We start from the raw sequence: 24,856 nt of genomic DNA, 5'->3' as shown, positions 1-24,856 counted from the left end.
TAGTGAAATCAGGGAAATCGGATGTCAGACGCAGCTCTCCAGCATTTCTTACCCGCTACGCAGGCATGGTTCCGGGCCACTTTTGCTGCCCCCACCCCCGTTCAGGCCAAAGCCTGGCAGGCCATCGCCAGTGGTAAAAATTGCCTGGTGATTGCACCAACCGGATCGGGTAAAACGCTGGCGGCCTTTCTGCATGCCATCGATGCGCTATTCCGAGAACGCAGTCAGACAGATGCGGTTGCCCGCAGTCATAAAACCCGCATTCTGTATATCTCGCCGGTGAAGGCGCTGGCCGCCGATGTGCAGCGCAACCTGCAATTGCCGCTGGCGGGGGTGGAGGCACAACGCCGCCAGCAGGATGAAATGGAAATCACCTTGCAGGTGGGGATGCGTTCTGGCGATACACGCAGCGCTGAGCGGGCGCAGTTGCAACGCCGCCCACCGGATATCCTGATCACCACGCCTGAGTCCCTGTTTCTGATGCTGACCTCCAAAGCGCGCGAAACGCTGCGGGGAATATCCACGGTGATCGTCGATGAAGTCCATGCGGTAGCGGGCAGCAAACGCGGCTCGCATCTGGCGCTCAGTCTGGAACGGCTCGATGCGTTGCTGGCGCAACCGGCGCAGCGGATTGGGTTATCCGCGACCGTACGTCCCCCCGAGGCCGTGGCGCGTTTTCTCGGAGGGGTGGGCGAAACCCTGGTGGTCAATCCGGCGGCGAAGCGTCCACTGCAACTGACCATCACCGTTCCGGTGGCGGATATGACTGACATCCAGCAACGTCCGGACAGCCAGGCTGTGCAGGATGCCACGCTCGCCGCCGGGTCGATCTGGCCGCATATTGAAGCGGGCATTCTTGACGAAGTGCTGCGCCACCGCGCCACGCTGGTGTTCACCAACTCGCGCGGGCTGGCAGAGAAACTCACCGCGCGCCTGAATGAACGCTACGCCCGCCAGTTGGGTGAGCAGCCGACCGTACCGGAAGCCTCCTTTGATTACGGCTCCTTTACCGGCGGCACGGAAAAACGCACGCAGACGCCGGACAACCTGATTGCCCGCTCGCACCACGGTTCGGTGTCAAAGGAGCAGCGCCTGGAGATTGAAACCGCCCTGAAAGCCGGTGAACTTCGTTGCGTAGTGGCGACCTCCAGCCTCGAACTGGGTATCGATATGGGCGATATCGATCTGGTGATTCAGGTGGGTGCGCCACTGTCGGTCGCCAGCGCTCTGCAACGTGTCGGACGCGCCGGACATCAGGTGGGCGGCACGCCCAAAGGAATATTCTGGCCCCGTACCCGGCGTGATTTGCTGGATACCGCCGTCACGGTTGAAGCGATGCTGGCAGGCGACCTGGATGCTATCGCCCCGCCTCACAATCCGCTCGACATCCTGGCCCAGCAGACTGTCGCCGCCGCCGCGATGGAGACGTTGCAACTTGATGACTGGTTTGCCCTGGTACGGCGCGCCGATCCGTTCCGCTCCTTGCCACGCGCCGCGTTCGAAGCGGTACTGGATATGCTGGCCGGACGTTACCCCTCAGACGAATTCGCCAATCTGCGCCCGCGCATTATCTGGGATCGACATAATCACACCCTGAGTGGTCGCCCCGGTGCGCAGCATCTGGCTGTCACCAGCGGCGGCACCATCCCGGACCGTGGCATGTTTAGCGTGATGCTGCCGGAAGGAGAAGAACAAACTGGCGCGCGGCGAGTCGGGGAACTGGATGAAGAGATGGTGTATGAATCGCGGGTGAACGACATTATTACCCTCGGTGCCACCTCCTGGCGTATCCAGCAAATCACCCACGATCAGGTGGTGGTGGTGCCAGCACCGGGGCGTTCGGCGCGTCTGCCATTCTGGCATGGCGAAGGTGTAGGGCGTTCTGCCGCATTAGGTGAAGCCATTGGGCGCTATCTGCGCGAGGTTGATCAGGGTGCCCCCATAGCCGACACCCTGGATGACCATGCCCGTCATAATATCCAGACGCTGATCGCCGAGCAGCGCCAGGCGACCGGCGTGCTCCCCACCGACCGCACGCTGCTGATTGAGCGTTGTCGGGATGAAACCGGCGACTGGCGCGTCATCCTGCATTCACCCTATGGTCAACGCGTCCATGCCCCGTGGGCGCTGGCGGTGGCTGAGCGGATCACCCGGATCATGGGCATCGATCCCGCCGTAGTGGCCAGTGATGACGGTATCGTCGCCCGCTTTCCCGATAGCGACGGTCGCGTACCTGGCGCTGAATTGTTCCTGTTTGAGCCGGATGAACTGCAACGGGTGGTAAGTCAGTCGGTCGGTCAGTCGGCGCTGTTCGCCGCTCGCTTCCGCGAGTGTGCCGCCCGCGCCCTGCTGCTGCCACGCCGCAATCCGGGCAAACGCTCGCCGTTATGGCAGCAGCGACTGCGTGCCGGGCAGTTACTGGAAGTTGCCCGCCAGTTCGATGATTTTCCCATCCTGATCGAAACCGCCCGTGAATGTTTGCAGGATGTTTATGATCTTCCTGCCCTGCACCATCTGCTGGCACGTCTGCAACAGGGAGAGATTCAGCTTGCAGATGTCACCACCGAATCCCCTTCACCTTTTGCAGCACCGCTGTTGTTCGGTTATGTGGCGGAATTTATGTATGCCAGCGATGCTCCCCAGGCGGAGAAACGCGCATCGATGCTGGCACTGGACAGCAAACTGCTGAAGCGGCTGCTCGGTGAAGTGGATATGCGTGAGCTGCTCGATGCTGACATGGTGGCGCGGGTGGAACAAGAGTTACAGCGCCTGCCCGCCAGCTATCACGCCACCAGTATCGAAGCGTTGTCAGACTTGCTGCGCGAGGTCGGTCCGTTAACCCACGCAGAACTGGCGCTGCGCTACAGCGGCGATGAGGCGTTAAGTGACGGTTTAAAGGCTTTGCAACAGGCACAGCGCATCTTTTGCGTCAGCATTGCCGGTGAGACACGCTGGGCGCTGGCAGAAGATGCCTCGCGTCTGCGTGATGCGCTGGGTTGCCGCGTGCCGGAAACACTGCCGCCAGCCTTGCTCCAGCGCGTGACACGTCCGTTATATGATTTGCTCCAGCGCTATGCCCGTACCCACGCGTTATTCACCAGCAAAGACCTCGCCCGTCACTTCGGCCTTGGTGTCGCCGTGGTGACCGATGCGCTGGAAGAATTACGTCAGCAGGGCAAACTGATGAAAGGTGACTTCACCACTGCTGACGATGATGAACCGCAGTGGGTGGCGGAAAATGTGTTTCGTCGCCTGCGCCTGCGCTCGCTCCAGGCGGCGCGTGAGGCCACGAAACCGGTTGATCCGGCGATCTATGTCACCCTGCTGCTGGAACGTCAGGGAGTCATCAGCGATGCCAACGCGCGTGAGGCTCAGGGGGCGTTGAGTGGCGTCAACGGCGTGGTGCGGGTGATTGAACAGCTAGCGGGAATTGCCCTGCCTGCCGCGCTGTGGGAAACGCAGATCCTCCCGGCGCGGGTCCGCGATTATCAGCCTGCAATGCTGGACGAATTGCTCTCCAGTGGCGAAGTGGTCTGGCATGGACGGCGCACCGCAGCAGCCGCAGAAGGGATGGTGTCACTGCATCTGAGCGAGTATGCTGCCGAAACCTTGCCACCCGCGGATCAAGGACAAAACGTCGCCCTGACGCCGTTGCAACAACAGATCCTGACGCTGTTACAGGATGGGAGCGGTTGGTTTGTGCGCCAACTGGTCCCGCGCCTCACGTCTGAGGAAGGCGATCCCACCCTGATTTACCAGGCCATGTGGGATCTCGCCTGGCGCGGTTATCTCACCACCGACACCTGGTCAGCCTTACGCAGCGTTACCGGTCATGCCAGCACACCGCGACCACGTACCCACCGCCATCGGCATGGACATCGGGGGTATGCTGCCCCAACCCGCCTCGTTGCCAGCAGTCCCGGCCTCAATAGCATGGCGGGCCGCTGGTCGTTGCTGGCGCGCCCGGCGCTGGCCGACACCGAGCGCGCCCTGGCACTGACGGAAAATATGCTCGATCGCTTTGCTGTCGTCAGTCGCGGCGCGGCTATCGCCGAGCAGGTGCCCGGCGGTTTTCCGGCATTGCAACCGGTGTTGCGTGGCCTGGAAGATAGCGGCCGTTTGCTGCGTGGCCGCTTTGTCGCAGGCATGGGGGCCGCCCAGTTCGCTGAACACACGGTGATTGATCGCCTGCGCCAACTCGCCAATAGCCCACGCCAGGTGGGGACCCCGGTAGCGCTGGCGGTGCTCGATCCCGCTAACCCCTTCGGTGTGCAATTGCCGTGGCCGCTAAGCCTGGCCGGAAATCGCCCCACCCGCCGTCAAGGCGCAGTGGTGGTGATCGCCGCTGGTCGCGTGTTGTTGTATCTGCCGCAAGGCGGTAAGGAACTGATGACGTTTGCCACCAACGCCACCTTCGATGAACAACATGCCGCAGTGCTGGCACTGGGCGTAGCTCTTCGACGGGAAAAACACCTCAGCTTTACCCTGGAACGTGTTGACGATCAGCCCGCCGGACAATCCCCGCTGCTTGCCGCGCTGAAAGAAGCCGGCTTTTCTCGCGTGCCAAGGGGGTACAGTTGGTATGGGTGAAATCGATAACCTGAACTTATTGAATATCAGATTTTTTCATAAAATATCTGACAAACGGAGGTCACCATGTCCACAACTCAGGCAATCAGAGAGCTGATTGCGGCACAACCAACCGGGGAACCTTTCACTCCCTCACTGTTTGCCGAAGTGGGTTCCCGTGCATCTATCGATCAAGCGCTTACTCGTTTCTGCAAATCTGGCCATATTGAGCGAATTGGTCATTGTGCTTTTTATGGCGCAAACCTGGCCTTTGACATCATTATCGATCGCTTACAAAACCTGGAAACCGTTGCCAATCAAAGCATATCATCAGCAAGGCACGCATTTTAGCGCCTTGCTGATGATTAACGTTTTCAGTAACTCACCACCGTCACCCAGTTCGCATCGCCGCCAGCGGGTGCGCTGCCAACCCGTTTGAGCACCCCACTGCGTCGATTAATGGCGTAGCTGCCGGTGACGTTGCTTTTCTCTCCGCTGGCAATCAACCAGCGTCCATCGGGCGAAATCGCAATGCCGCGCGGCTGTTTTTCCACCGGCCAGCTGCCGATTAAGGTTAATTTGCCATCCTGCTTATTGACGCGATAACCCGTCACCGTGCTACTGGTGCGTTCGGTCACATACAAGAAACGACCATTCGGGGTGATACGGATATCCGCCGACCAGATACGCGGCGTGGGATCGTTGTAATCGGCCAGGCGCTCACGACCATGTTGCAGATGATATTGCGCTGCCACTGCGTTGGGCCACTCGGCGATTTTTTTCAACGCACCGTTGGGCTGGCGCTGAAATTGCGTAATGATGCCGCCCATCTCACCAATGTTGTACAGATAACGGTTATCCGGCGACATGACGGAATGACGCGCACCATTCTCGGCTTCCGTTGCAACAAAACCGCTGCCAATCGGCGTCAGGCTGCCGTCCGGGGTAAGATTGAGTTGTAACACCCGGTCGGTCCCGAGGTTGCCAACATAAACTGAACGGCCGGTTGCATCGCTAATCACCGAGTGCGCGGCATGGCCGGTTTTATACGCGGCCACCGGCGGTGCAATAACCTTGCCGTCAGCGGCCAGACGATAAACGTGCACCACATCGCCATCATAGGAAGAACCCAACAGAAAACGCCCCTGACTGTCGGTACTGATATAGGGATAACTGGCTGCGGCCGGGGTTTCGTTGGCCTGCAACAAATCGCCGTTTTGCGCATCAATCGTCCAACTCATCAACCTTAAGGGCTGGCTGCGGATCGCGGCGTACAAGCGATGATGATCGGCGCTCAGCGCCATCGGCATCACTTTCCCCCCTGCGGAGGTTTGCCCGAGTAAGGTCAGCGCGCCGGTTTTCTCATTCAGACTGTAACGGGCAATGTTGCCGTCACTGGCTTCGGATACATAAACAAAGGTTTGCGCCAGCAATGGCGCACTAAAAGTCAGCGCCGTAAGCAACGCCAGACGTAGAGCAATTTTCATTATTATCTCCGCGATTCAGGAGCAGCCCCAGGCAGGCTGCTTCACCGCCTACAGATATAGGCGGCATTATGCCGCCGGGTAATGTGTGATTGCCCGACGCGCTTTGGGCATCCTGACAAAGGGCACACCATTTCAATGGGTTAGTGTTTTTTAGCGCAAAAAGTTTAATCCAGGATTGTGCACTGGCTCACTGGTGGCGGATGGCTTAACATCAGGCGCATTGATGATGGAAACGGAGTCCGGTATGACGAGTTTGCGCTTGTTAGTGTCCCAATCAAATGACCCCTGGTTTAACCTTGCGGTGGAAGATTGTATTTTCCGCCAGATGCCCACCACCCAGCGCGTGTTGTTTCTCTGGCAAAACGCGGAAACCATTGTGATTGGGCGCGCGCAGAATCCGTGGAAAGAGTGCAACACCCGGCGCATGGCGGAAGATCACATCAAGCTGGCGCGCCGCAGCAGTGGCGGTGGCGCGGTGTTTCACGATTTGGGTAACTGCTGCTTTACCTTTATGGCTGGCAAACCGGAATATGATAAAAGCGTCTCGACCGCGATTATCCTGCACGCGCTGGCGAGTCTTGGCATCAGCGCAGAGGCTTCGGGTCGTAATGATATCGTGGTCAATGTGGCGGGCGATGTGCGCAAGATTTCCGGCTCAGCCTACCGCGAAACACCCGATCGCGGTTTCCATCACGGTACTTTCCTGATGAACGCAGATCTGTCACGGCTGGCGGATTATCTCAATCCTGACATCAAAAAATTGCAGGCCAAAGGGATTAGCTCCGTGCGCTCACGCGTGGCAAATTTGATCGAACTGATGCCGGATATCAGTTATGCGAAAATTTGTGACGCGGTCACGCAGTCGTGGTTCGCGTACTATCAGGATCAGTGCCAGCCTGAATTTATCTCCCCTGAAGCCTTGCCTGATTTGCCCGGTTTTGCCGAACAATTTGCCAAACAAAGCAGTTGGGAGTGGAATTTCGGCCAGGCACCGGATTTCTCCCATCTGCTCGATCAACGTTTTAGCTGGGGTGGCGTGGAGATCCATTTTGACATTGAGCGCGGCAGCATTAGCCGTTGCCAGATCTTCACCGATAGCCTGAATCCGGCACCGCTGGAAACGCTGGCAGCACGTTTAGGCGGCGTAATATACCGCCCGGAAGCCGTTGCCGCGCAACTGACGCGTCTGGAACGCGAATATCCACAACAGCAGGCCGAACTGGCGCAGCTGGGGCAATGGTTGCTCACCAGCCTGCGTTGAGCACATTGCACTCCATCACCATATGGTTATAATTAACTCACCAAATGGAGGTGCACAATGAAACAATTCACTCTCCCGGCCACCCCTGTAACGCCAGAGCGTTTGTGGCAGTTCGCCGGGTTAACCAGTGCCGATGGCGTGCTATTGATGGGCCAGATTGATGCCGGTCTTGAGGGTTCCGTCGCCAGCCGTATCGTGTCATGGGCGCGTATTACGCAGGCTGATCTGCGCCATATGACCGGCATCCCCGGCACCACCTTTACCCGTGGGCTAAAAAACCGTTTTACTGCGGAACAGAGCGAACGTCTGGTGCGTTTTATTCGCGTTATGGATCGCGCCGTGGAACTGTTTGAAGGCGACAGAGAAAAGGCGCTGCAATGGTTGAACGAGCCTGCGCGCGCCCTCGGTAATCAAAAACCCGGCGATTTAGTCTCCTCTGAAACCGGCGCTTATGAAGTGCTGAAACTGATCACCCGCCTTGAGCACGGTGTCTATTCGTGAAGTTATATCGGATGACGAAAACGCGTTTTCTCAGCTCGGCGTGGAGCGGCTACGGTGCCAGGGAAGGTGGCGGTCGCTGGAACAGCATCGGCGTATCGATGGTGTACGCTTCCGAAACCGCCTCCCTCACCATGCTGGAAACCCTTATCCATCTGCAAAGCGCCAGCATTCTCGATTTCTTCACCCTGCTAAGCATTGAGGTGCCAGACGATTTAATTCAATGGGTTGATGCGGCGCAATTACCGCAGGACTGGGCGGCCGCGCAGGCCCCCGCTGCGTTGCGTGAGTTTGGTGATTTTTGGATCGACAGCCAGGCATCTGTTGCGTTACGTGTGCCCAGCGCCTTATCGCCGGTTGAGTATAATTACCTGCTCAACCCCGAGCATCCGCAATTTGCGCCCCTGATTAAAAATGCGGTGGAGATCCCCTTCCGTTTCGATCAACGTTTTGCGCGATAAATCGCGCCGCTTGTATCTTGAAGTTGTAACTGGTTAGCTACCCGTTACACGAAACGGAGGCAGCTTGTCGCGCCGCTTAAGACCCGATCTTGTGCCGTAGCTTAAAGCCCTCCGTTTCTCCTTTCACGCCAGCATCTACTCTGAACGGTAACCAGAAGCTCTGACTTCGTATGTACAAGGCAAGATGGCGTGATGGTTCATGTGAAAGGGAGCTGCCTTATGATTTATCTCGGTATTGATGTCAGTAAAAACAAACTCGACCTCTGCCTGTTGCCCGGCAACGGGAAAAAGAAAACCAAAACCCTCAAAAATCATCCCGGCGCCGATCGGGAGATAAATGACTGGTTAATCAGGCAAAAATGCCATCCTGAACAGGTGATGGTGGTGCTCGAAGCGACCGGCATTTATCACGAAAACGTCGCCTTCGGTCTTCATGAAAATACTCCCGTCACGGTCTGCATCAGCAATCCTCAGCGGGTCAGGGAGTTCGCCCGTGGAATGGCTATCCTGACTAAAAACGACTCCGTTGATGCTTACGTCCTGGCCCGTTATGGCGAACTGAAACAGCCTGATGCCTGGGTGCCTCCCTCCCCGGAGGTCCGTAAACTTCGGGAGCTGACGCGTCTGCGGGACTCACTTCAGGCTGATGTCCAGCGGGCGGAGAACCGACTGGAAAAAGCCCATTCAACCCGCACAGCGCCTGAAATCATTGACTCGCTGGAGAGAACCCTGAAAGCCCACAGGGACGAGCTGAAGCGTATTGAAGCGCTCATCTCAGACCACACAGATAATCATCCGGGTCTGAAGGAAGACCGTGAGCTGCTGGAATCGATAAAAGGAATAGGCAGCGTGGTGGGCACGACAATGCTGTCGGTGCTGCGCTCGTGTCCGTTCCGGAGTGCTTCACAGGTCGCTGCGTGGCTGGGTGTGGTACCGGTGGAGAAAACGTCCGGGAGCTCAGTCAGGGGGCGTGCGCGGATGTCAAAAACAGGCCCGGCAGACGTAAGGGCGAAACTGTATATGGCGGCGATCGTAGCGATCAGGTGGAATGCCCCGGCGAAAGCGCTGTACCAGAGGCTAATCGCGAAGGGCAAAGCCAGCAAGGCCGCGCTTGGAGCGGTGATGCGCAAGCTGGTTCATCAGTGCTTCGGGGTGCTGAAAACGCGGATAAAGTGGGATGAAAATTACGCAGCTACCGCTTGACGTCCAAGACGGTAGCTACGTAAACCTCTCCCGGACAAAGCCGGTGAGCGCCTTCAACGCCGGGGGCACCAGGCGGTGGCCCGGATAATAAAGACATAGTTCGCCAAGATTAACCTGCCACTCCGGCATTAAGCGCACCAACCTGCCAGCCTGTATATCCGCTACGATATGTCGCTGCGACAGACAGGCAATGCCCAATCCCCCGGTGACCGCTTTCTGCGCCGAAGCCAGATCATTCACCACCAACTGCGGCTCGACCAGAACCTTATAGCGACGCTGCTGCTGGCTCAGTTCCCAGCGATAAATGCTGCCATCCGCCATACGCATGCAGATGCAAGGATGATCGCTCAACGCCTGCGGCTGCTCCGGTGCGCCACAGCGGGAAATATAGTCGGGGGACGCGACCAGAATCATCTGCAGCGGTGGCGTCAGCTTCACCGCGATCATATCCGCCGGGATATCATCCGCCAGCCGGATACCCGCGTCATAACCCGCCGCCACAATATCCACTTTCTCCTTCTGACTGTGGATCTCCGCGCGAATACGTGGATAGCGCGCGAGAAACGGCAGCAGAATGTCGTCATACCACAGCGCACAACTTTCCGGCGGCACATTGATGCGCAACGTCCCGGCGGGATCGGCGGGCTGGCTGGCAACTTCTTCAGATGCGCTGCGGATCATCTCCACCGCCGGAGCGATTTTCTGCGTAAAACGCCGCCCGGCCTCGGTTAACCCGACGCTGCGCGTGGTGCGATTAAACAGCCGCACCCCAAGGCGCTTTTCCAGCGCCGCGACAGCATTGGTCACCGCCGAAGGCGAGATCTCCAGCTCACTGGCTGCGCCGCTAAAACTGCCACGCCGCGCCACTGCCAGCACAATTTCAAGTTCACTGATACCGGTTCGATTCATCGATTATTCCGTCAGACGCAATACCCTTTGCAGGGTTAGGCGGATTATAGCGCCAGTGCCCGCGTGCTACCTTGCTCTGCACACCCGCCTGATAAGGAGAAACCCCTGATGCGCTCATTCGAACACATCTATATCAATGGCCGCTTTGTCACTCCGACGGGCACCGAGTGGCTGGATATTATCAAACCTGCTGACGGTAGCGTTATCGGCAAAGCCCGGCTGGCAGATGAAAACGATGCATTACAAGCGATTGCGGCGGCCAAAGCTGCCTTTGCCGATTTTTCTCGCCTTAGCGTCGCAGATCGCCTGGCGTTGCTGGCCAATATGCTCGAGGTCCTGCAACAAAGCGAAGAGGCGTTACACGAGGCGATTCGCGAAGAATATGGTGCCCCTGCTTCACGTTCGCAGTGGATGGCGCGCTATCCAGCGGATGTCGTGCAACAGGTGATGACCGAGTTGCGCACCTACCCCTTTGTGCAGCAGGCGGGTCGCGCCACGGTACAAATGCTGCCACTGGGGGTCGCAGGGTTGATCACGCCGTGGAACAGCAACGCCGGATTTATCTGCCATAAACTGGCGACCGCCATTGCCGCCGGTTGTACCACGGTGATTAAACCGAGCGAGTTCAGCATCTGGCAAACCGACGTGGTGACCAGGGCGTTAGATCGCGCCGGATTGCCGTCTGGCGTATTCAATATCGTCACCGGACGCGGTGCCAGCGTGGGCCACGCCATCAGCACCAGTGCTGATGTGGCGAAAATTTCGTTTACCGGTTCGACCGAGACAGGTAAAGCCATTTTGCGCAGCGCAGCCGACAGCTTTAAACGGGTCACGCTGGAACTGGGTGGAAAATCCCCCACCCTGATTTTACCTGATGCTGATGCCCGCCATGCCGCCGAGCTGGCGGTGCAGGCCGGCTTTATCAACAGCGGGCAAGCCTGTATTGCCGGTACGCGTATTCTGGTACCGGAACATCGGAAAGCGGAGTTTGAACATGAACTGACCGCTGCCGTGCAGCGCCAGCGTTCGGGGCCTCCGGCAGATGCTGCGACCACCATCGGCCCGATGATTAACCAGCGCCAATGGGAGCGGGTCCAGCGCTACATTGATATCGGCGTGCAACAGGGTGCCCGTTTGCTGACCGGGGGCGTCGGACGACCAGATGCTCTGCGTGACGGCTGGTATGTCAAACCTACCTTATTCAGCGATGTCAGCAATGATATGACGATTGCACGCGACGAGATCTTCGGTCCGGTGCTGTGCATGCTGACTTACCGTGATGAGCAGGAAGCGATCGCCATTGCCAACGATACCCAATATGGCCTGTCGGCGTTGGTAATTGGCGCAGATGAAAACCATGCCCGCCAGATTGGTGAGCAGATTCTGGCGGGACGCGTGATGATCAATACCCTGACACATGAACCCCGTGCGCCCTTTGGTGGATTTCGTTGTTCGGGTATCGGACGTGAGATGGGACAAGCGGGGATCACCGCGTTTCTGGAATCGCGCGCGCTCACTGTCGCGTAGCGGCGCGATTTATCGCGCGGGTTTTTACCGCCCCGCGCACGTAGCAGCGCGATAAATCGCGCCGCTACGTCAGGCTTTTGCCTCCTGCAACAGTTGCTGAATCACCTTTTCCTGCCCGGCGTAATCCCCTTCGCCAAACGCGGTGTAACGCAACTGACCATGAGCATCGAAAATGTAATGTGCAGGCCAGTACATATTGCCGAAACGATTCCAGATGGCGTAGTTATTATCGGCCACCACCGGATACGGTAATCCCCACTGCTTGATGGCGCGTGCCACCGCCGCCGGGTCGCGTTCCCACGGATACTCTGGCGTGTGAACGCCAATAACCGTCAACCCCTCCGCCTGGTATTTTTTCGCCCAGTCACGCACATGCGGCAGCGTATGCTGACAATTGATGCAGTCATAGGTCCAGAAATCAATCAACACCACCTTACCTTTCAGATCGGCACGATTGAGCGGCGCGCTGTTGAACCAGGAGGTTCCCCCCTCCAGCCCAGGGAAGCCGCTGTGTGTCTGCTCAACCACCGGCACCGGGGTGATTTTGGGGGCGCTGGCCGGCAGAAAGTGGCTTAAGCGCTGTTCAAGATTTTGCGCCAGCTGCGGCCCTGCCTGTAAAACGCCCTGCCTGCCGCTGGCCAGTAACGCCACCGAAGCCAACATCAACACGCCCGCCCCCTGACGCATACGTGTCATTACCGCCAACCCCGGACGCAGGCGGGCCAGCAATCCCCGCCCGGCAAACCACAGCAGCGCCAGCATCAGTGCGCAACCGCTGCCATAGGCAATCAGCAGCGAGCCAACGGAGAGGGGATCTTTGGCGGTGATCGCCAGGCTGAGAATCGCCCCCAGCACCGGCCCGGCGCAGGGCGACCACAACATGCCAATCGCCAACCCCGCCAGCAGCGCTGCGGCGAGGCCGCTACGTCGATTGCTGGCGTCATTGATACGGTTACCCAACTGCGTCAAGGGTGCGGTGATTAGCTGGGCCGCCCGCGTCGAAAGCAGCGTGACGGCCGTCAGTGCCAGGAATAACAACGCCAGCCAGCGCCCCGCTTGCGTCACCTGCACCACCCAGCTACTGGCGACCGAAATCAGCAGAGACACGACGGTGAAGACCGACACCATCCCCACCAGCAGAGCGACCATCTGACCTTTTTTACCGCGCACGCTGGCAAACACCAACGGGATCACCGGCAACGTACAGGGACTCAGCAACGTCAACATCCCGGCGAGAAACGCAATAATGAATGACATAGGTTTTTTCCCCTGTGGGTTATTGGGCGTTACTGCCATCGACCGCTTGGGTGATGATCTGCGCGACGCTGGTGGGATGGCTCAACATTGAGGTATGGCTGGCGGCCACGCTGCGGGTGTGGGCGTGAATGTGCTGTGCCATCGCCCGTTCCAGATCCGGGTTGATCATGCGATCCTGGGTACTGACCAGATACCAGCTCGGTTTTTGCGTCCAGGCAGCCTGGCTGACTTTGTCACCAAAAGCCGCTGCGCGGATCGGTCCTTGTGTCACCGTCAGGGTTTTCTGCCGGGCAGCCTGGCTATCTTCGGCAAAGTCCTTCGCCACCGTGGCGGCAGGCAAATAGAGGAAACCGTCCGGCGTTTTGGCGATATCCGCGCTACCCGCCGGAGGTGGGTAACTCCCTGCCAGCTCACCGGTGGATTGCCCGGCGTTTGGCGCGAAGGCTGCGATATACACCAAACCTTTGACGCGTGCATCGTTCCCGGCTTCGGTGATCACCGTACCGCCCCATGAATGCCCCACCAGCACCACATTACCTGGCGCACGCGCTATCGCACGCTGGGTTGCGGCCACATCATCTTGTAATGAGGTCAGCGGCAGCTGAACGGAGATCACCTTGAGATGATGGGATTGCAGTTGCGGGATCACCTGATTCCAACTGCTGCCATCGGCGAATGCACCGTGCACCAACACCACGGTGTCAACCGGCGCAGCCAGTGCCGACCAGGACGAAGAGAGGATAACGGCGGCGAGTGTACTAAACAGGAACTTTTTCATCAGAAACCTCGTGAACATGATTGAGTGAAATTAACCACTGCGTCATCTGGCAGTGGGTTCATTTAACCCGTCAGATGTGTTCACGCTGTTTCCACCACCCCCGCTTTTTGTCGCCTTGCGTGTCGGGGAGTGACGTTGATACATAACGCTACAAAGTTGCGGCCAGCGCTTTAGTCCGGCAAGAAAATCTCCACATCCAGCCCTCCTTGTGGACGGTTACTCAACGTCAGACTCCCTGACATCTGATTGATCAATTGCGAAGCGATCGCCAGTCCCAGCCCGGTGCCGCCGGTGTGGCGATTACGGGAACTTTCCACCCGGTAAAATGGTTTCAGCACTGCCTCCAGTTCGTCTTCCGGAATGCCGGGGCCGTTATCACGCACATGAATTTTCATGCCGCCTTCCGCCGTTCCGGATAACGCTACCTCAGCCTGAGAACCAAATTTAAGCGCATTATCAATCAGGTTGGTCATAATGCGGCGTAACGCCTGCTGACGAATGCTGAAATTATCCGGCCCTGTGCAGGGCAAAAAGCTGACCGCTTTTCCCACATCCTGGTAATCACAGGCAATGCTATCCAAAAACGCATTGAGGCTGACACGCTGCGGCGTCTCATCCGGTATTTGTGCGGAGCGTGCATAGTCAATGCCCTCGCGTACCAGGCGACTCATATTGTCTAAATCGCCCAGCAACTTGTCGCGCAGTTCGGGCTGTTCCGACATCTCAACCCGCAACTTCATACGGGTGATAGGGGTTTGCAGGTCATGGGATATCGCCGCCAGAATCTGTGCTCGCTCCTGCAAATGATCCTGAATACGCAACTGCATTGCATTAAAGGCCCGCGCGGCCTGTTGCACCTCTGCCGGACCAGTTTCCGGCATGATGCTGGCACTGGCGCTGGCCGGTTTTAACCCTTCCACCGCCTGGGTGAAACGCATAAACGGCCTGACCACCTGACGTACCGCTATCCAGGCACAGACCGCCAGCAAGATCAGTTGGGCAAACAACACCACCGGCAACCAACGCGCAATCGCGGGCATGCGCGGCCAGAGATCCAGTGTCAGCGGCGCACCATCGTGTAAGGTGATATGGGCCTGAATATGCAGACGCGGGCCGGGTACATTGGTAAAGGTCAACGGGTACTGGCCGCCCAGCGTCTCCTGCAACGAGCGGATGGCATCCCGCGCCCGCCAGCTATCCGGCCAGGGGCCGGGCTGCCCCGCCGACAATTCATAGCGATAATTGCCACGCGCCAGCTTCGCCAGCCAACCGGGACGCTCTGACGGGGAGAGGTGATCCAGGATTGCCACGCTGGTCGCCACATCGTATTCAAGATTGCCGAGCATCACGGTTTTGGCGCTGCTCATCCGTTCAATCATCAGGCTGACCACCGTCATACCGTTTGCCAGCACCAGACCGAGCAGCACAATCAACACCAGACGCGATAACAGCGAACGCGGCCAGAGCCTCATACATTGACCTCTTTAATGGTGACCGGCGCAGCCAGCACATAACCTTCGCTGCGTACCGTTTTGATGTACGCGGGTTCGCGCGCGTCCTCGCGCAGCCGCTGGCGCAAACGGCTGACCAACAGGTCAATCGAGCGTTCAAACAGTTCAGCATCGCGCCCCTGAGTCAGGTTCAGCAGCTGGTCACGGGTTAATACCCGTTGCGGATGATCGAGAAACACCCGCAGCAGACGGTACTCCGCCCCGCTTAACGCAACGATGACCCCGTCGGTATCCAGCAGATGGCGCGCCGAGGTATCCAGTTGCCAGTCACCAAAAGCAATCAGGCGACCGGTTTCGGTGATTTGCAGGTTGGGCGGCAGTGCGCGGGTACGGCGCAGAATCGCTTTGATCCTTGCCAGCAATTCACGCGCGACAAAGGGTTTGATCAGATAATCATCCGCGCCCATCTCCAGCCCGAGGATACGGTCGCTGTCTTCGCTGCGCGCCGTCAGCATCAAAATCGGCAGATTACGTTGTGGATCGCTGCGTAGCTGGCGGCACAAGGTCAGACCATCATCACCCGGCATCATAATGTCCAACACCACCAGGTCTATCGCATTCGCTGCCAGCACCGCACGCATCTCACGGCCATTGGCGGCACCGGTGGCGCGATAACCCGATTTCACCAGATAGTCGGTGATCAGTTCGCGGATGTCCCGGTCATCATCAACAACCAGGATGTGATCAATGTGCTCCAAAACAACCTCCTGTCAGCGGGCCAGACAAAAAAGACCGGTCATAAAATACCGGTCCGACAATAACTTATTACCACAGAATTACATTTTTGCCGCATCAACGACAGCTTTCACAAAATCCTGCGGGTCTTCGGCGGGCGGGTTGTGACCGATATTGCCGCTGAAGGTACGATGCTCATATTTGCCGCTGAATTTTGCCCGATATGCCGCCGGAGCCGGATGCGGCGCACCGTTGTTATCTCCTTCAATCGTAATCGTCGGTACGCTAATCACCGGCAGCGTCGCCAGTTTTTTCTCATAGGCGGCATATTTCGCTTCTCCCGGTTCCATCCCGATACGCCAGCGATAGTTGCTGACCGTCACTGCAACCTGATCCGGATTATCCAGCGCCTGTGCGCTTTGGTTAAAGGTCGCATCGCTGAATTTCCAGCCCGGTGACGCCTGCTGCCAGATTAATTTGGCAAAATCATGGGTGTTCTTCGCATAGCCTTCACGGCCACGTTCGGTGGCGAAATAGAACTGATACCACCATTGCAGCTCCGCCTGCGGCGGCAGCGGTTTTTTACCGATCTCCTGGCTGCTGATCAGATAACCGCTGACGGAAACCAGCGATTTCACGCGCTCCGGCCACAGCGCCGCCACGATATCGGCGGTACGTGCACCCCAGTCAAACCCGGCGAAGACCGCCTGTTTGATCCCCAGCGCGTCCATCAATGCCACGGTGTCAGCCGCCAGCGCTGAGGGCTGCCCGTTACGTGGCGTACTGGCAGAGAGGAAGCGGGTTGAACCATAACCGCGCAGGTAAGGCACGATAACGCGATAGCCCTGTGCCGCCAGCTGTGGCGCAACCTGAGCATAGCTTTGAATATCGTACGGCCAGCCGTGTAACAAAATCACCGCCTGGCCATCACGCGGGCCAATATCGACATAGCCGACATTCAGCACCCCGGCTTTCACCTGGTGGATGGTGTGGAAGGCCTGGGCGTAATCGGCTTCAGTCGGGGCAGCCACCGCAGCAGTGGTAGCAAACAGGGCGGTGGCGGTCATCAGGGTCGCTAACAGTGATTTACGTAACATGGCGTTCTCTCCAGAAAATTTGATGTGTAAGTGACAACGCCTGAATTACACCACCCCGATGTATAGCGCTTGTTTCTGCTAACCCGGATTTTTGCCTCGCGATGTATTGGGGAGCGATGCAGATACAGTGCGATACAAACCTGTGCGATAAATCGCGCCGCTACGAAACCGGCATTATTCGATTTATCACACCGCAAAAATTTTCCTTTCAATCTGTGCGCTCGATCTCCTATCCCGGCAACATTATGAGATATATCTATTAACACGATATATCTAAATTTATTACAACAACACTGAGCGGTACCCCTTTTATCTGAAAGAGAGAACATACCCATGCCACAGATCGATGAGTTGGTTTTGGAGCCACCTTTCAACGTGACGCGTGCCAGTCATGTTGTCCTGAACGTTCGTGACCTTGAGGTCAGCAAACGCTTCTACACCGATTTAATCGGATTGGTGGTCAGTGATGAGGATGCGTCCAGCGTGTATCTGCGCGGATTAGAGGAACGTGGGCATCACAGCCTGGTGTTAAAAAAAGCCAGCGATACCCACTGCGCCCGTATCGGGATGCGCGTGTGCCGTGATGACGATATCTATAAAGCGGAAGACTATTTCGCCGCACAGGGTAAGGAAACGCGTATTGTTGAGGTGCCCTTTCAGGGCTTAACCCTGCATGTCACCGACCATGTTGGCGTCCCGTTGGAATTCTGCGCGTCGATGGATGCCTGTGAGCGCATGCTGAAAAATTACCAGCAATATCGCGGTGCCAGCGCCCAGCGCCTTGACCACTATCAGTTACAAACCAGCGATGTACGTCAGGCCTGGTCGTTCTATCAGCCGCTGGGTTTTCGCGTCAGCGAATACACCTGGTCGCAGGTCGAAGACAATCAACATCTGTGGGGCGTCTGGCTACAGCGCAAAGGGAATCCCCACGATATCGTCTTCACCCAAGGGCCGGGGCCGCGCCTGCACCATTTTGCCTACACCCTGCCTGATACCAACGACATGATCCGCGCCTGTGACGTGGCCGGTGCGCTCGGTTACGCACCGCAACTGGAACGAGGTCCGGGTCGTCACGGCATCAGCGGTGCCCTGTTCGTCTACTTCCGCGATCCCGACGGCCATCGTATCGAGTTGTTTAATACCCACTACCAACATATCGACATCGAACCGGCGCTTGGCTGGAATCTGGCCGATCCCAAACGTGCCGACCAGTGGGGACTCCCGGCGCAAAACAAGTGGTTTACCGAAGCGACGCCCTTCGCCAACGTTCCGGTCATCCAGCCGGAAACCCCGATCGATCCGCCCACGCTGGAGCGCTTTCTCGCCCTTGCCAATGATGGCTAAGCGCCTGCGTCAGTCCATAACGCTAAATCCTGTGTGAAATCAGCTATTGGGAGAACGGATCGTGAGTACATTTATTCAAAACCCGCTGGTGCGGATTCTGGTCGCCTACGCGCTCGGCGTGATGGCAGCCATGACGGTCAGCGAAGCGGTGACCGAGTTGGGTTCGATTGCCAAAGAGTTTCATGTGTTTGAACACAGCCAGATCGGCCTGATTATGTCGCTGCCATCGTTGATGGTGGCTCTCGGCGCGCTGTTGGCGGGTTATATCGTCGACCGCGCCGGGGATCGGGTGGTGTTGCTAATCGGTGCCGTGGTGATTGTGCTGGGGGATATCTGCGTAGTTGCGGCACCGTCGTTTAATCTGCTGCTGGGCGGGCGCATCGTTACCGGCATCGGTTATGTGTTAACCGCCGTGGCCGCCGTGACCTTGCTGATCCGCATCACCACCGGTAAGCAACGTAATATGGCGATGGCGCTGTGGTCCACCTTTGTTCCTGCCAGTTTTCTGCTGCCGTTCCTCTCAGCCGGTCTGGCCGACCATTTTGGCAACTGGCGTGCTGCCTTCCTGGCGCACTCGGTCCTGACGCTGGCCCTGGCGTTCGTCGCCACCGTCAGCCTGCCGCGTCGCACGCCAGAAGAGAAGGCACAATTCTCACGCACCCGAGGCTTACGCTCCGTGCTGCGTAGCCCGTTGATCTATCTGTTGGGTATTTCCTTCGGTGCTGATGCGTTTTTGCAAACCGGCATTATTTCCACCCTCGCCCCGTATCTCGCCAAACGCTACAGCGTGCCTCTGCTGGAAGTCGCCCACTGGAACGTGGTGGCGATGGTATGTAACGGCATTGGCTGCCTGATGGTTGGCGCATTGCTGAACCGGGGTGTCAGAGCTGCCGCGATTGGCGTAGTAGGCCTGGTACTGACCGGCGCACCCGCGCTGGCGATTTTCACCCTGCCGCTCGGCTTTATGTTGTCCATCGGTGCTTCCTGGCTGTTTATGTTCGGCAGCGGTTTGCTGGTGGGCATGTGGGCGCTGGCTCCGGTGGTCGCGCCATCACGCGAAAGCATCGGAGCCACCAGCGGTCTGATCACCCAACTGACGCTGGTCGGTGTGTTCTTAGGTCCACCGCTGTTTATCGCCGCGCAGAACAGTGAAGACCCACAGTCGCTGGCACTGCTGGTTATCGGTGGTCTGGTGGTCTGCCTCGCCGGATTACCGATCTGGCTGCGCGATGTACAGCGCCAGCCCGGTCACGATCTAAAAGCTAATACCCTGAAAAGCCACAGTTAACTCTGAATAACAAGAGGAAGTCATTATGTTGGATATCGTCATCATTGGTGCCGGCCCGGCCGGTTTGGCTGCCGCCCTGCGCCTGCATCAACAGGGTTTTCGCCCGCGCCTGTTTGAAGCCGTCGCTGAAATCAAACCGCTGGGAGTCGGCGTAGATATCAAGCCATATGCGGTGAAAGAAATTACTGAAATGGGTTTGTACGACGCCTTTGTCGACATCTCCGTAGAAGCTAAAGAGTCCATTTTCTATACCGGCTACGGCCAGCAAATTTTTGGCGAGCAATGCGGCAAGCATATGGGCTACGAATACGACCAACGCTTCGTCCATCGCGGCCATCTGCAAATGATGCTGTACAAAGCGGTACAGGAACGCCTCGGTGCGGATGCCATCACCCTTGGTTGCCGTTGCAGCCATTTCGAACAGGATGACAGCGGCGTAACCGTGCATTTTGATACCCGTCTCAATCCCAATGCTCCGCAAAGCGTGCGCGCCGATGTGGTGATTGGCGTCGATGGTATCCGTTCGGTGGTGCGCAGCAAACTGCTGCCGGAATCCGCCCGCAGCCACTTCTCCGGTCTGACCTTATATCGCGGCGTCACCGTGATGCCGCCGTTCAAAACCGGCGGCAGCATTCTGCATATCGGCGATCCGATTCGTCAGGGCACGCTGATCGTCTATCCGATCCAGAACAATGTCGATGACCAGGGCAATCAACTGGTGAACTGGGTGATTGAGCAGAACGAGAAACCACAAAGCGAAGAGGACTGGAACCAGGAAACCGGCGTCAAAGAGATTGAGCATGTGTTTGACGACTGCCAGCTCGATTTTATCGATGTCAGCGCCATGATCCGCAACGCCCGCGAATGCTATCTGTTCCCGTTGATCGACCATGACCCGTTACCGCAATGGTCATTTGGCCGCATCACCCTGCTCGGCGACGCAGCCCATGCCATGTATCCGCGCGGTGGCAACAGCGTCTGCCAGGCGTTTGTCGATGCCCGCGTCATCGCCGAGAAACTCGCCACCATCGCTGACCCGGTCGCCGCGTTGCAAGCCTATGAGCTGGAGCGCCGCGAGAAGGTGAACTGGCTGGTGCTGGCATCACGCGGCGAAGGCCCGGAAGTGGTGCGCCGTATCGTCGAAGAACGCAGCGGCGGAAAACCGTTCGACGACATTGAAAACATCTTCCCGCACGAAGAAGCCCTGTCGATTTTCAGCGAGTACCACGCCAAAGCCGGTATGCGCATCCCGACAGAAAAAGAGACCGACCAACCGAAGAAATACAAATCGGTTTTTGCCACCCAAAAATAATTGATGCCCTTAACTGAAAAAGAAAGGAACTGACTATGAGCAAGATTATCGATGCCAACATGCACTGGCTGCCGGGCGAGCTGTTTTCTGACAAGAAACTGCTGAATTCATTTCTCGACTGCGTGCCAAAACAATATGGCGTGCACACTCGCGTGGAGAAAATTGAAGGCAAGGAACTGAGCCAGCTGATCATTGAGCAGCCTAAAGGCTTTGTTAACCTCAACTACGCCGAAGGGCAATACACGCTGGAAAGCCAACTGGCGGATATGGAGAAAGCCGGGGTTGATCACGCTATTTTCCGTCTGCCGGTGTGGCAGGAGTGGCTGGATCTGGAGACCTGTAAAGAGGTCAACACCCGCATGGCGGAATACGTGAAACGCAGCGAAGGCCGCATGTCAGCGCTGGCGGTGGTTCCACCGTGGGGTACAGACGATTGCCTGCGTGAAGTGGACCGTTGCCTGAATCAACTCGGTTTCCGTGGCGCGCAAATCGTGGCGCACTACGGCCAAATCTACCTCGATGACCCGGCGTTCCGTCCATACCTGACGTTCCTCAACGACCTCAAGGTGCCGGTAGTGGTTCACCACACCCCGCTGCCGGTGGATTTCAACTCCGTGCTGCCTTACACCAACCAGCGTCGCCAGTTTGGTCGCTGCGTGGATCAGGCGACTGCGGTGGGTCGTGAGCTGTTCAGCGGCATGTTTGATGAGTTGCCAAACCTGCGCTTTATCCACTCGATGCTGGGCGGTGCGTTCTACGCCTTCGCCGATATGCTGGTACCGCCACAACATCAGTTCAACGATGCGGTGGATCGTTTCCAGACCGGCACCGGCAACCTGCGTGCGCAACTGAGCAACAACATTTTCTTTGATACCTCCGGCGCGCCGCAATGGGGTAAAGCGCAACTGGAAGCCGCAGTGAAAGTGATTGGCGGCAAAAACATCCTGTACGGCAGCTCCTACCCGATCCGTAAAGACTGGTTCTTTAAAGGCATTGAAACCATCGAGAGTCTCGATATCAGCGCCGAAGACAAAGCCAACATTCTGGGTGGTAACGCCGCGCGCATGTTCAACCTGGCATAACGCGCCACGGCGCTGCGTCAACGCCGCAAACCCTCCTGTGTCTTGAAAACTGCTCAGCCTTCATGCTGGGAGCGGCGGGCTTCTGCTCGCCGCATTTTTGCCAAAATAGGGAGAAAACCCGTGGAACGACCACAATTTATCCGTTTTTCCGCCGAAAAGGGTCAGGTGCAAAGCTATGGTTTAATCAGTGGCGCTGGGGTGATTGACCTTAAGCCGCGCTTTGCCAATCGCTGGCCGACGCTGGATGCGGTGATCGCTGATAACGCCCTCACCGCGCTGGCCGCCGAGGCGCAAAACCTGCCGGTGGATTATGCCCTGACCGATATCCAGTTCGAGATGCCGCTTGAGCAACCAGGCAAAATTCTGTGCATTGGTGTGAACTACCCCAACCGCAACGCTGAATATAAAGACGGTCAGAGCGCGCCGGATTATCCGTCGATGTTTGTCCGTTTTCCTGAATCATTCACCGGCCATCAGCAGCCGCTGCTGCGCCCCGCCGAGAGTGAGCAGCTTGATTACGAAGGTGAAGTGGTGATGGTGATCGGCAAATCTGGTCGCCGGATTCCTGAAAGCGAGGCGTTAAACCATATCGCTGCCATTACAGTTGGCAATGAAGGCACGGTGCGCGACTGGGTGCGACACAGTAAATTCAATGTCACTCAGGGTAAGAACTTCTATCGCTCCGGCGCGATTGGCCCGTGGCTGGTGCCCTTTACCGATGCCGCGCAGATCGCGGATATTCGTCTGACCACCCATGTTAACGGTGAACTGCGTCAGGACGACCGCACCTGCAATATGACGTTCTCATTCCGTTGGATCATCGCCTATATCTCAACCTTTATCCCGCTTAATCCCGGCGACATCATCTTCACCGGCACCCCCACCGGTGCGGGCGCGCGCTTTGAGCCACCGGTCTGGTTGAAGCCCGGTGACGTGATTGAAGTCCACGCCGAAGGGATTGGCACCCTGCGCAATCACGTTAAGGATGAGGTGTGACCATGTTAAGCCAGAGCGAGTTATTCGCCGCCGTCGAAGCGCTGGACCAGGCCGAGCGTAGCCGCAGCCAGACCGGGTTGTTGTCGCTGCGCTACCCGCAGATGACGCTGGATGATGCCTATGCGGTGCAACAGGCGTGGGTGCGGCAAAAAATCGAGGGTGGGCGGAAGGTCATCGGCTGGAAAATTGGCCTGACATCGAAAGCGATGCAGTACGCCTTGAATATCGACACTCCCGATTCCGGCGTGCTGTTCGACAACATGGTGTTTGATGACGGGGCCACCATCCCGGCTGACCGCTTTATTCAGCCACGTATCGAGGCGGAACTGGCATTCGTACTTAACGCGCCACTGCGCGGGCCAGGCGTGGACGTTGAAGCGGTATTGGCCGCCACCGCTTATGTGCTACCGGCGCTGGAGATTCTCGACACCCGCATCGTGCGTAGCGATGCTGCCAGCGGCAAAGCGCGCACTATCGTCGATACCGTCTCTGATAATGCCGCCAACGCAGGCATCGTGTTAGGTAGCCAGTTGTTTGCGCCAGAAAATGTCGATATGCGCTGGATGGGCGCGATTGTGTCGCGCAACGCCACAGTCGAGGAAACCGGTTTAGGGGCCGGGGTTCTGAACCATCCGGCACGCGGCATCGCCTGGCTGGCGAACCGACTGGCGCAGTATGGCGACCATCTTGCCGCCGGCCAAATCGTGCTTGCCGGTTCGTTTATCCGTCCGATCGAGGCCCGTCACGGCGACACCATCCATGCTGACTATGGCCGTCACGGTTCCGTCAGCTGCTACTTTGCGTGAGGTAATGATGTCTGCACCGATTAATCGTTTTAAACAGGCGCTGCACAACCAACAGCCGCAAATTGGCCTGTGGCTGGCGCTCGCCAATCCTTACAGTGCTGAGATCTGTGGCGGTGCCGGGTTTGACTGGCTGCTGCTGGATGGCGAGCACGCCCCCAATGACGTACCGCTGTTGATGCAGCAGTTACAGGCGCTGGCAGCCTCGCCCACGCATACGGTGGTGCGTGCGCCAATGGATGCACCCTGGCTGATTAAGCAGTTGCTGGATATTGGCGCACAAACGTTGCTGATCCCGATGGTGGAGAGTGCCGCACAGGCGCAGGCGCTGGTGAAAGCGGTACGTTATCCACCGCAGGGTATCCGTGGCGTCGGCGCGGCGCTGGCACGGGCCTCAGCCTTTAACCGCACACCAGATTATCTCACCAGCGCCAATGCACAGATTTGCCTGCTGGTGCAGGTGGAAAGCCGTGCTGGTCTGGCGCAACTGGATGCCATTGCCGCTATTGACGGGGTCGATGGGGTGTTTATTGGACCTGCCGATCTGGCGGCGGATATGGGTTTTCCCGGCAAGCCAGGTGCGCCGGAAGTTCAGGAGGTGGTTGAGGCGGCGCTGGTACGCATTCAGTCTCACGGCAAAGCGGCGGGAATTTTGAGTGCTGATCCCAGGCTCTGCACCCGTTATCTGGAGCTGGGTGCCACCTTTGTCGCGGTGGGTAGCGATGTGGGATTGTTGGTAAAAGCCACCTCGGCGCTGGCGGCGGATTTTCGCTAGTCGCTCTGATTCGCGCGATA

General features: G+C 57.7%; 21 protein-coding genes. 14 read left to right on the top strand and 7 right to left on the bottom strand.

The genetic code is table 11. From position 1 onward, the window contains the following. Window positions 1-21: 21 nt before the first annotated feature. Both AC6I8N_RS10135 and AC6I8N_RS10130 read left to right on the top strand, forming a co-directional pair. Complete coding sequence (locus AC6I8N_RS10135) at window positions 22-4,590, top strand: ATP-dependent helicase (RefSeq protein WP_497830642.1); 4,569 nt, start codon at window positions 22-24, stop codon at window positions 4,588-4,590. Between the two features lie 66 nt (window positions 4,591-4,656). Next, window positions 4,657-4,920: a hypothetical protein gene (locus AC6I8N_RS10130; protein ID WP_497830641.1), complete on the top strand. Its 264-nt coding sequence runs from the start codon at window positions 4,657-4,659 to the stop codon at window positions 4,918-4,920. Between the two features lie 23 nt (window positions 4,921-4,943). On the opposite strand, the gene AC6I8N_RS10125 is transcribed toward AC6I8N_RS10130, so the two are convergent. Then, on the bottom strand, window positions 4,944-6,056 hold the full coding sequence (locus AC6I8N_RS10125; protein ID WP_021183296.1) for a lactonase family protein: 1,113 nt from the start codon (window positions 6,054-6,056) through the stop codon (window positions 4,944-4,946). Between the two features lie 244 nt (window positions 6,057-6,300). Here AC6I8N_RS10125 and lplA point away from each other — a divergent pair, with 244 nt between their 5' ends. The 4 genes from lplA (at window position 6,301) to AC6I8N_RS10105 (ending at window position 9,479) form a co-directional block, all read left to right on the top strand. Continuing rightward, the gene (lplA, locus tag AC6I8N_RS10120) at window positions 6,301-7,317 is read left to right on the top strand and encodes a lipoate--protein ligase (protein WP_497830640.1); all 1,017 of its coding nucleotides are present in this window, start codon (window positions 6,301-6,303) and stop codon (window positions 7,315-7,317) included. Window positions 7,318-7,374: 57 nt separating this feature from the next. Further along, complete coding sequence (locus AC6I8N_RS10115; RefSeq protein ID WP_021183298.1) at window positions 7,375-7,818, top strand: Xre family toxin-antitoxin system antitoxin; 444 nt, start codon at window positions 7,375-7,377, stop codon at window positions 7,816-7,818. Further along, the gene (locus tag AC6I8N_RS10110) at window positions 7,815-8,276 is read left to right on the top strand and encodes an RES family NAD+ phosphorylase (protein WP_497830639.1); all 462 of its coding nucleotides are present in this window, start codon (window positions 7,815-7,817) and stop codon (window positions 8,274-8,276) included. Before AC6I8N_RS10115 ends, AC6I8N_RS10110 begins: the two co-directional genes overlap by 4 nt. 219 nt (window positions 8,277-8,495) lie before the next feature. After that, window positions 8,496-9,479 carry an IS110 family RNA-guided transposase gene (locus AC6I8N_RS10105; protein ID WP_497829277.1) on the top strand — a complete coding sequence of 328 codons (984 nt, stop codon included), beginning with the start codon at window positions 8,496-8,498 and terminating at the stop codon, window positions 9,477-9,479. A gap of 15 nt (window positions 9,480-9,494) precedes the next feature. On the opposite strand, the gene AC6I8N_RS10100 is transcribed toward AC6I8N_RS10105, so the two are convergent. After that, window positions 9,495-10,388 carry a LysR family transcriptional regulator gene (locus AC6I8N_RS10100; protein ID WP_497830638.1) on the bottom strand — a complete coding sequence of 298 codons (894 nt, stop codon included), beginning with the start codon at window positions 10,386-10,388 and terminating at the stop codon, window positions 9,495-9,497. A gap of 108 nt (window positions 10,389-10,496) precedes the next feature. Between AC6I8N_RS10100 and AC6I8N_RS10095 the strand changes: the two genes are divergently transcribed. Continuing rightward, window positions 10,497-11,915, top strand: a complete 1,419-nt coding sequence (locus AC6I8N_RS10095) for an aldehyde dehydrogenase family protein (RefSeq protein ID WP_497830637.1) — start codon at window positions 10,497-10,499, stop codon at window positions 11,913-11,915. A gap of 69 nt (window positions 11,916-11,984) precedes the next feature. Here AC6I8N_RS10095 and AC6I8N_RS10090 read toward each other — a convergent pair whose 3' ends face one another. The 5 genes from AC6I8N_RS10090 to AC6I8N_RS10070 form a co-directional block, all read right to left on the bottom strand. Next, window positions 11,985-13,172, bottom strand: a complete 1,188-nt coding sequence (locus AC6I8N_RS10090; protein ID WP_497830636.1) for a cytochrome c biogenesis protein DipZ — start codon at window positions 13,170-13,172, stop codon at window positions 11,985-11,987. Window positions 13,173-13,191: 19 nt separating this feature from the next. Beyond that, a complete protein-coding gene (locus AC6I8N_RS10085) occupies window positions 13,192-13,950 on the bottom strand; it encodes an alpha/beta fold hydrolase (RefSeq protein WP_497830635.1) in 759 nt (252 codons plus the stop codon). A 170-nt stretch (window positions 13,951-14,120) separates the two neighbouring features. Next, window positions 14,121-15,422, bottom strand: coding sequence for an ATP-binding protein (locus tag AC6I8N_RS10080; RefSeq protein ID WP_497830634.1), 1,302 nt, complete (start codon window positions 15,420-15,422; stop codon window positions 14,121-14,123). After that, the gene (locus AC6I8N_RS10075) at window positions 15,419-16,159 is read right to left on the bottom strand and encodes a response regulator (RefSeq protein ID WP_021183306.1); all 741 of its coding nucleotides are present in this window, start codon (window positions 16,157-16,159) and stop codon (window positions 15,419-15,421) included. Before AC6I8N_RS10075 ends, AC6I8N_RS10080 begins: the two co-directional genes overlap by 4 nt. Before the next feature lie 78 nt (window positions 16,160-16,237). Next, window positions 16,238-17,203 (bottom strand): alpha/beta fold hydrolase, encoded by a 966-nt coding sequence (locus AC6I8N_RS10070; protein WP_051337943.1) that lies wholly within the window; start codon window positions 17,201-17,203, stop codon window positions 16,238-16,240. Window positions 17,204-17,566: 363 nt separating this feature from the next. On the opposite strand from AC6I8N_RS10070, the gene hpaD reads away from it, so the two are divergent. From hpaD to hpaI, 7 genes are all read left to right on the top strand, one after another. Then, complete coding sequence (gene hpaD / locus AC6I8N_RS10065) at window positions 17,567-18,580, top strand: 3,4-dihydroxyphenylacetate 2,3-dioxygenase (RefSeq protein WP_497830633.1); 1,014 nt, start codon at window positions 17,567-17,569, stop codon at window positions 18,578-18,580. Window positions 18,581-18,641: 61 nt separating this feature from the next. Next, window positions 18,642-19,868 (top strand): MFS transporter, encoded by a 1,227-nt coding sequence (locus AC6I8N_RS10060; protein ID WP_497830632.1) that lies wholly within the window; start codon window positions 18,642-18,644, stop codon window positions 19,866-19,868. A 25-nt stretch (window positions 19,869-19,893) separates the two neighbouring features. Beyond that, window positions 19,894-21,180: an FAD-dependent monooxygenase gene (locus AC6I8N_RS10055; RefSeq protein WP_497830631.1), complete on the top strand. Its 1,287-nt coding sequence runs from the start codon at window positions 19,894-19,896 to the stop codon at window positions 21,178-21,180. A 35-nt stretch (window positions 21,181-21,215) separates the two neighbouring features. Next, the gene (locus AC6I8N_RS10050) at window positions 21,216-22,262 is read left to right on the top strand and encodes an amidohydrolase family protein (RefSeq protein WP_013509026.1); all 1,047 of its coding nucleotides are present in this window, start codon (window positions 21,216-21,218) and stop codon (window positions 22,260-22,262) included. 120 nt (window positions 22,263-22,382) lie between these two features. After that, a complete protein-coding gene (locus AC6I8N_RS10045; protein ID WP_497830630.1) occupies window positions 22,383-23,258 on the top strand; it encodes a fumarylacetoacetate hydrolase family protein in 876 nt (291 codons plus the stop codon). Between the two features lie 2 nt (window positions 23,259-23,260). Then, complete coding sequence (gene hpaH / locus AC6I8N_RS10040; protein WP_208725537.1) at window positions 23,261-24,064, top strand: 2-oxo-hept-4-ene-1,7-dioate hydratase; 804 nt, start codon at window positions 23,261-23,263, stop codon at window positions 24,062-24,064. 7 nt (window positions 24,065-24,071) lie between these two features. Further along, window positions 24,072-24,836, top strand: a complete 765-nt coding sequence (gene hpaI, locus AC6I8N_RS10035; protein WP_497830682.1) for a 4-hydroxy-2-oxoheptanedioate aldolase — start codon at window positions 24,072-24,074, stop codon at window positions 24,834-24,836. Window positions 24,837-24,856 lie beyond the last annotated feature (20 nt).

It is taken from the genome of Pantoea sp. X-Soil-TKNS-1279 (genome assembly GCF_059730565.1).
The sequence above is the reverse complement of the archived record's forward strand: the minus strand, read 5'-3'. Positions and strand labels throughout refer to the sequence as shown.

Coding starts and splice junctions, on each gene's coding strand:
- AC6I8N_RS10135 (WP_497830642.1), top strand. CDS start 22: ATGTCAGACGCAGCTCTCCAGCATTTCTTACCCGCTACGCAGGCATGG.
- AC6I8N_RS10130 (WP_497830641.1), top strand. CDS start 4,657: ATGTCCACAACTCAGGCAATCAGAGAGCTGATTGCGGCACAACCAACC.
- AC6I8N_RS10125 (WP_021183296.1), bottom strand. CDS start 6,056: ATGAAAATTGCTCTACGTCTGGCGTTGCTTACGGCGCTGACTTTTAGT.
- lplA (WP_497830640.1), top strand. CDS start 6,301: ATGACGAGTTTGCGCTTGTTAGTGTCCCAATCAAATGACCCCTGGTTT.
- AC6I8N_RS10115 (WP_021183298.1), top strand. CDS start 7,375: ATGAAACAATTCACTCTCCCGGCCACCCCTGTAACGCCAGAGCGTTTG.
- AC6I8N_RS10105 (WP_497829277.1), top strand. CDS start 8,496: ATGATTTATCTCGGTATTGATGTCAGTAAAAACAAACTCGACCTCTGC.
- AC6I8N_RS10100 (WP_497830638.1), bottom strand. CDS start 10,388: ATGAATCGAACCGGTATCAGTGAACTTGAAATTGTGCTGGCAGTGGCG.
- AC6I8N_RS10095 (WP_497830637.1), top strand. CDS start 10,497: ATGCGCTCATTCGAACACATCTATATCAATGGCCGCTTTGTCACTCCG.
- AC6I8N_RS10090 (WP_497830636.1), bottom strand. CDS start 13,172: ATGTCATTCATTATTGCGTTTCTCGCCGGGATGTTGACGTTGCTGAGT.
- AC6I8N_RS10085 (WP_497830635.1), bottom strand. CDS start 13,950: ATGAAAAAGTTCCTGTTTAGTACACTCGCCGCCGTTATCCTCTCTTCG.
- AC6I8N_RS10080 (WP_497830634.1), bottom strand. CDS start 15,422: ATGAGGCTCTGGCCGCGTTCGCTGTTATCGCGTCTGGTGTTGATTGTG.
- AC6I8N_RS10070 (WP_051337943.1), bottom strand. CDS start 17,203: ATGACCGCCACCGCCCTGTTTGCTACCACTGCTGCGGTGGCTGCCCCG.
- hpaD (WP_497830633.1), top strand. CDS start 17,567: ATGCCACAGATCGATGAGTTGGTTTTGGAGCCACCTTTCAACGTGACG.
- AC6I8N_RS10055 (WP_497830631.1), top strand. CDS start 19,894: ATGTTGGATATCGTCATCATTGGTGCCGGCCCGGCCGGTTTGGCTGCC.
- AC6I8N_RS10050 (WP_013509026.1), top strand. CDS start 21,216: ATGAGCAAGATTATCGATGCCAACATGCACTGGCTGCCGGGCGAGCTG.
- hpaH (WP_208725537.1), top strand. CDS start 23,261: ATGTTAAGCCAGAGCGAGTTATTCGCCGCCGTCGAAGCGCTGGACCAG.
- hpaI (WP_497830682.1), top strand. CDS start 24,072: ATGTCTGCACCGATTAATCGTTTTAAACAGGCGCTGCACAACCAACAG.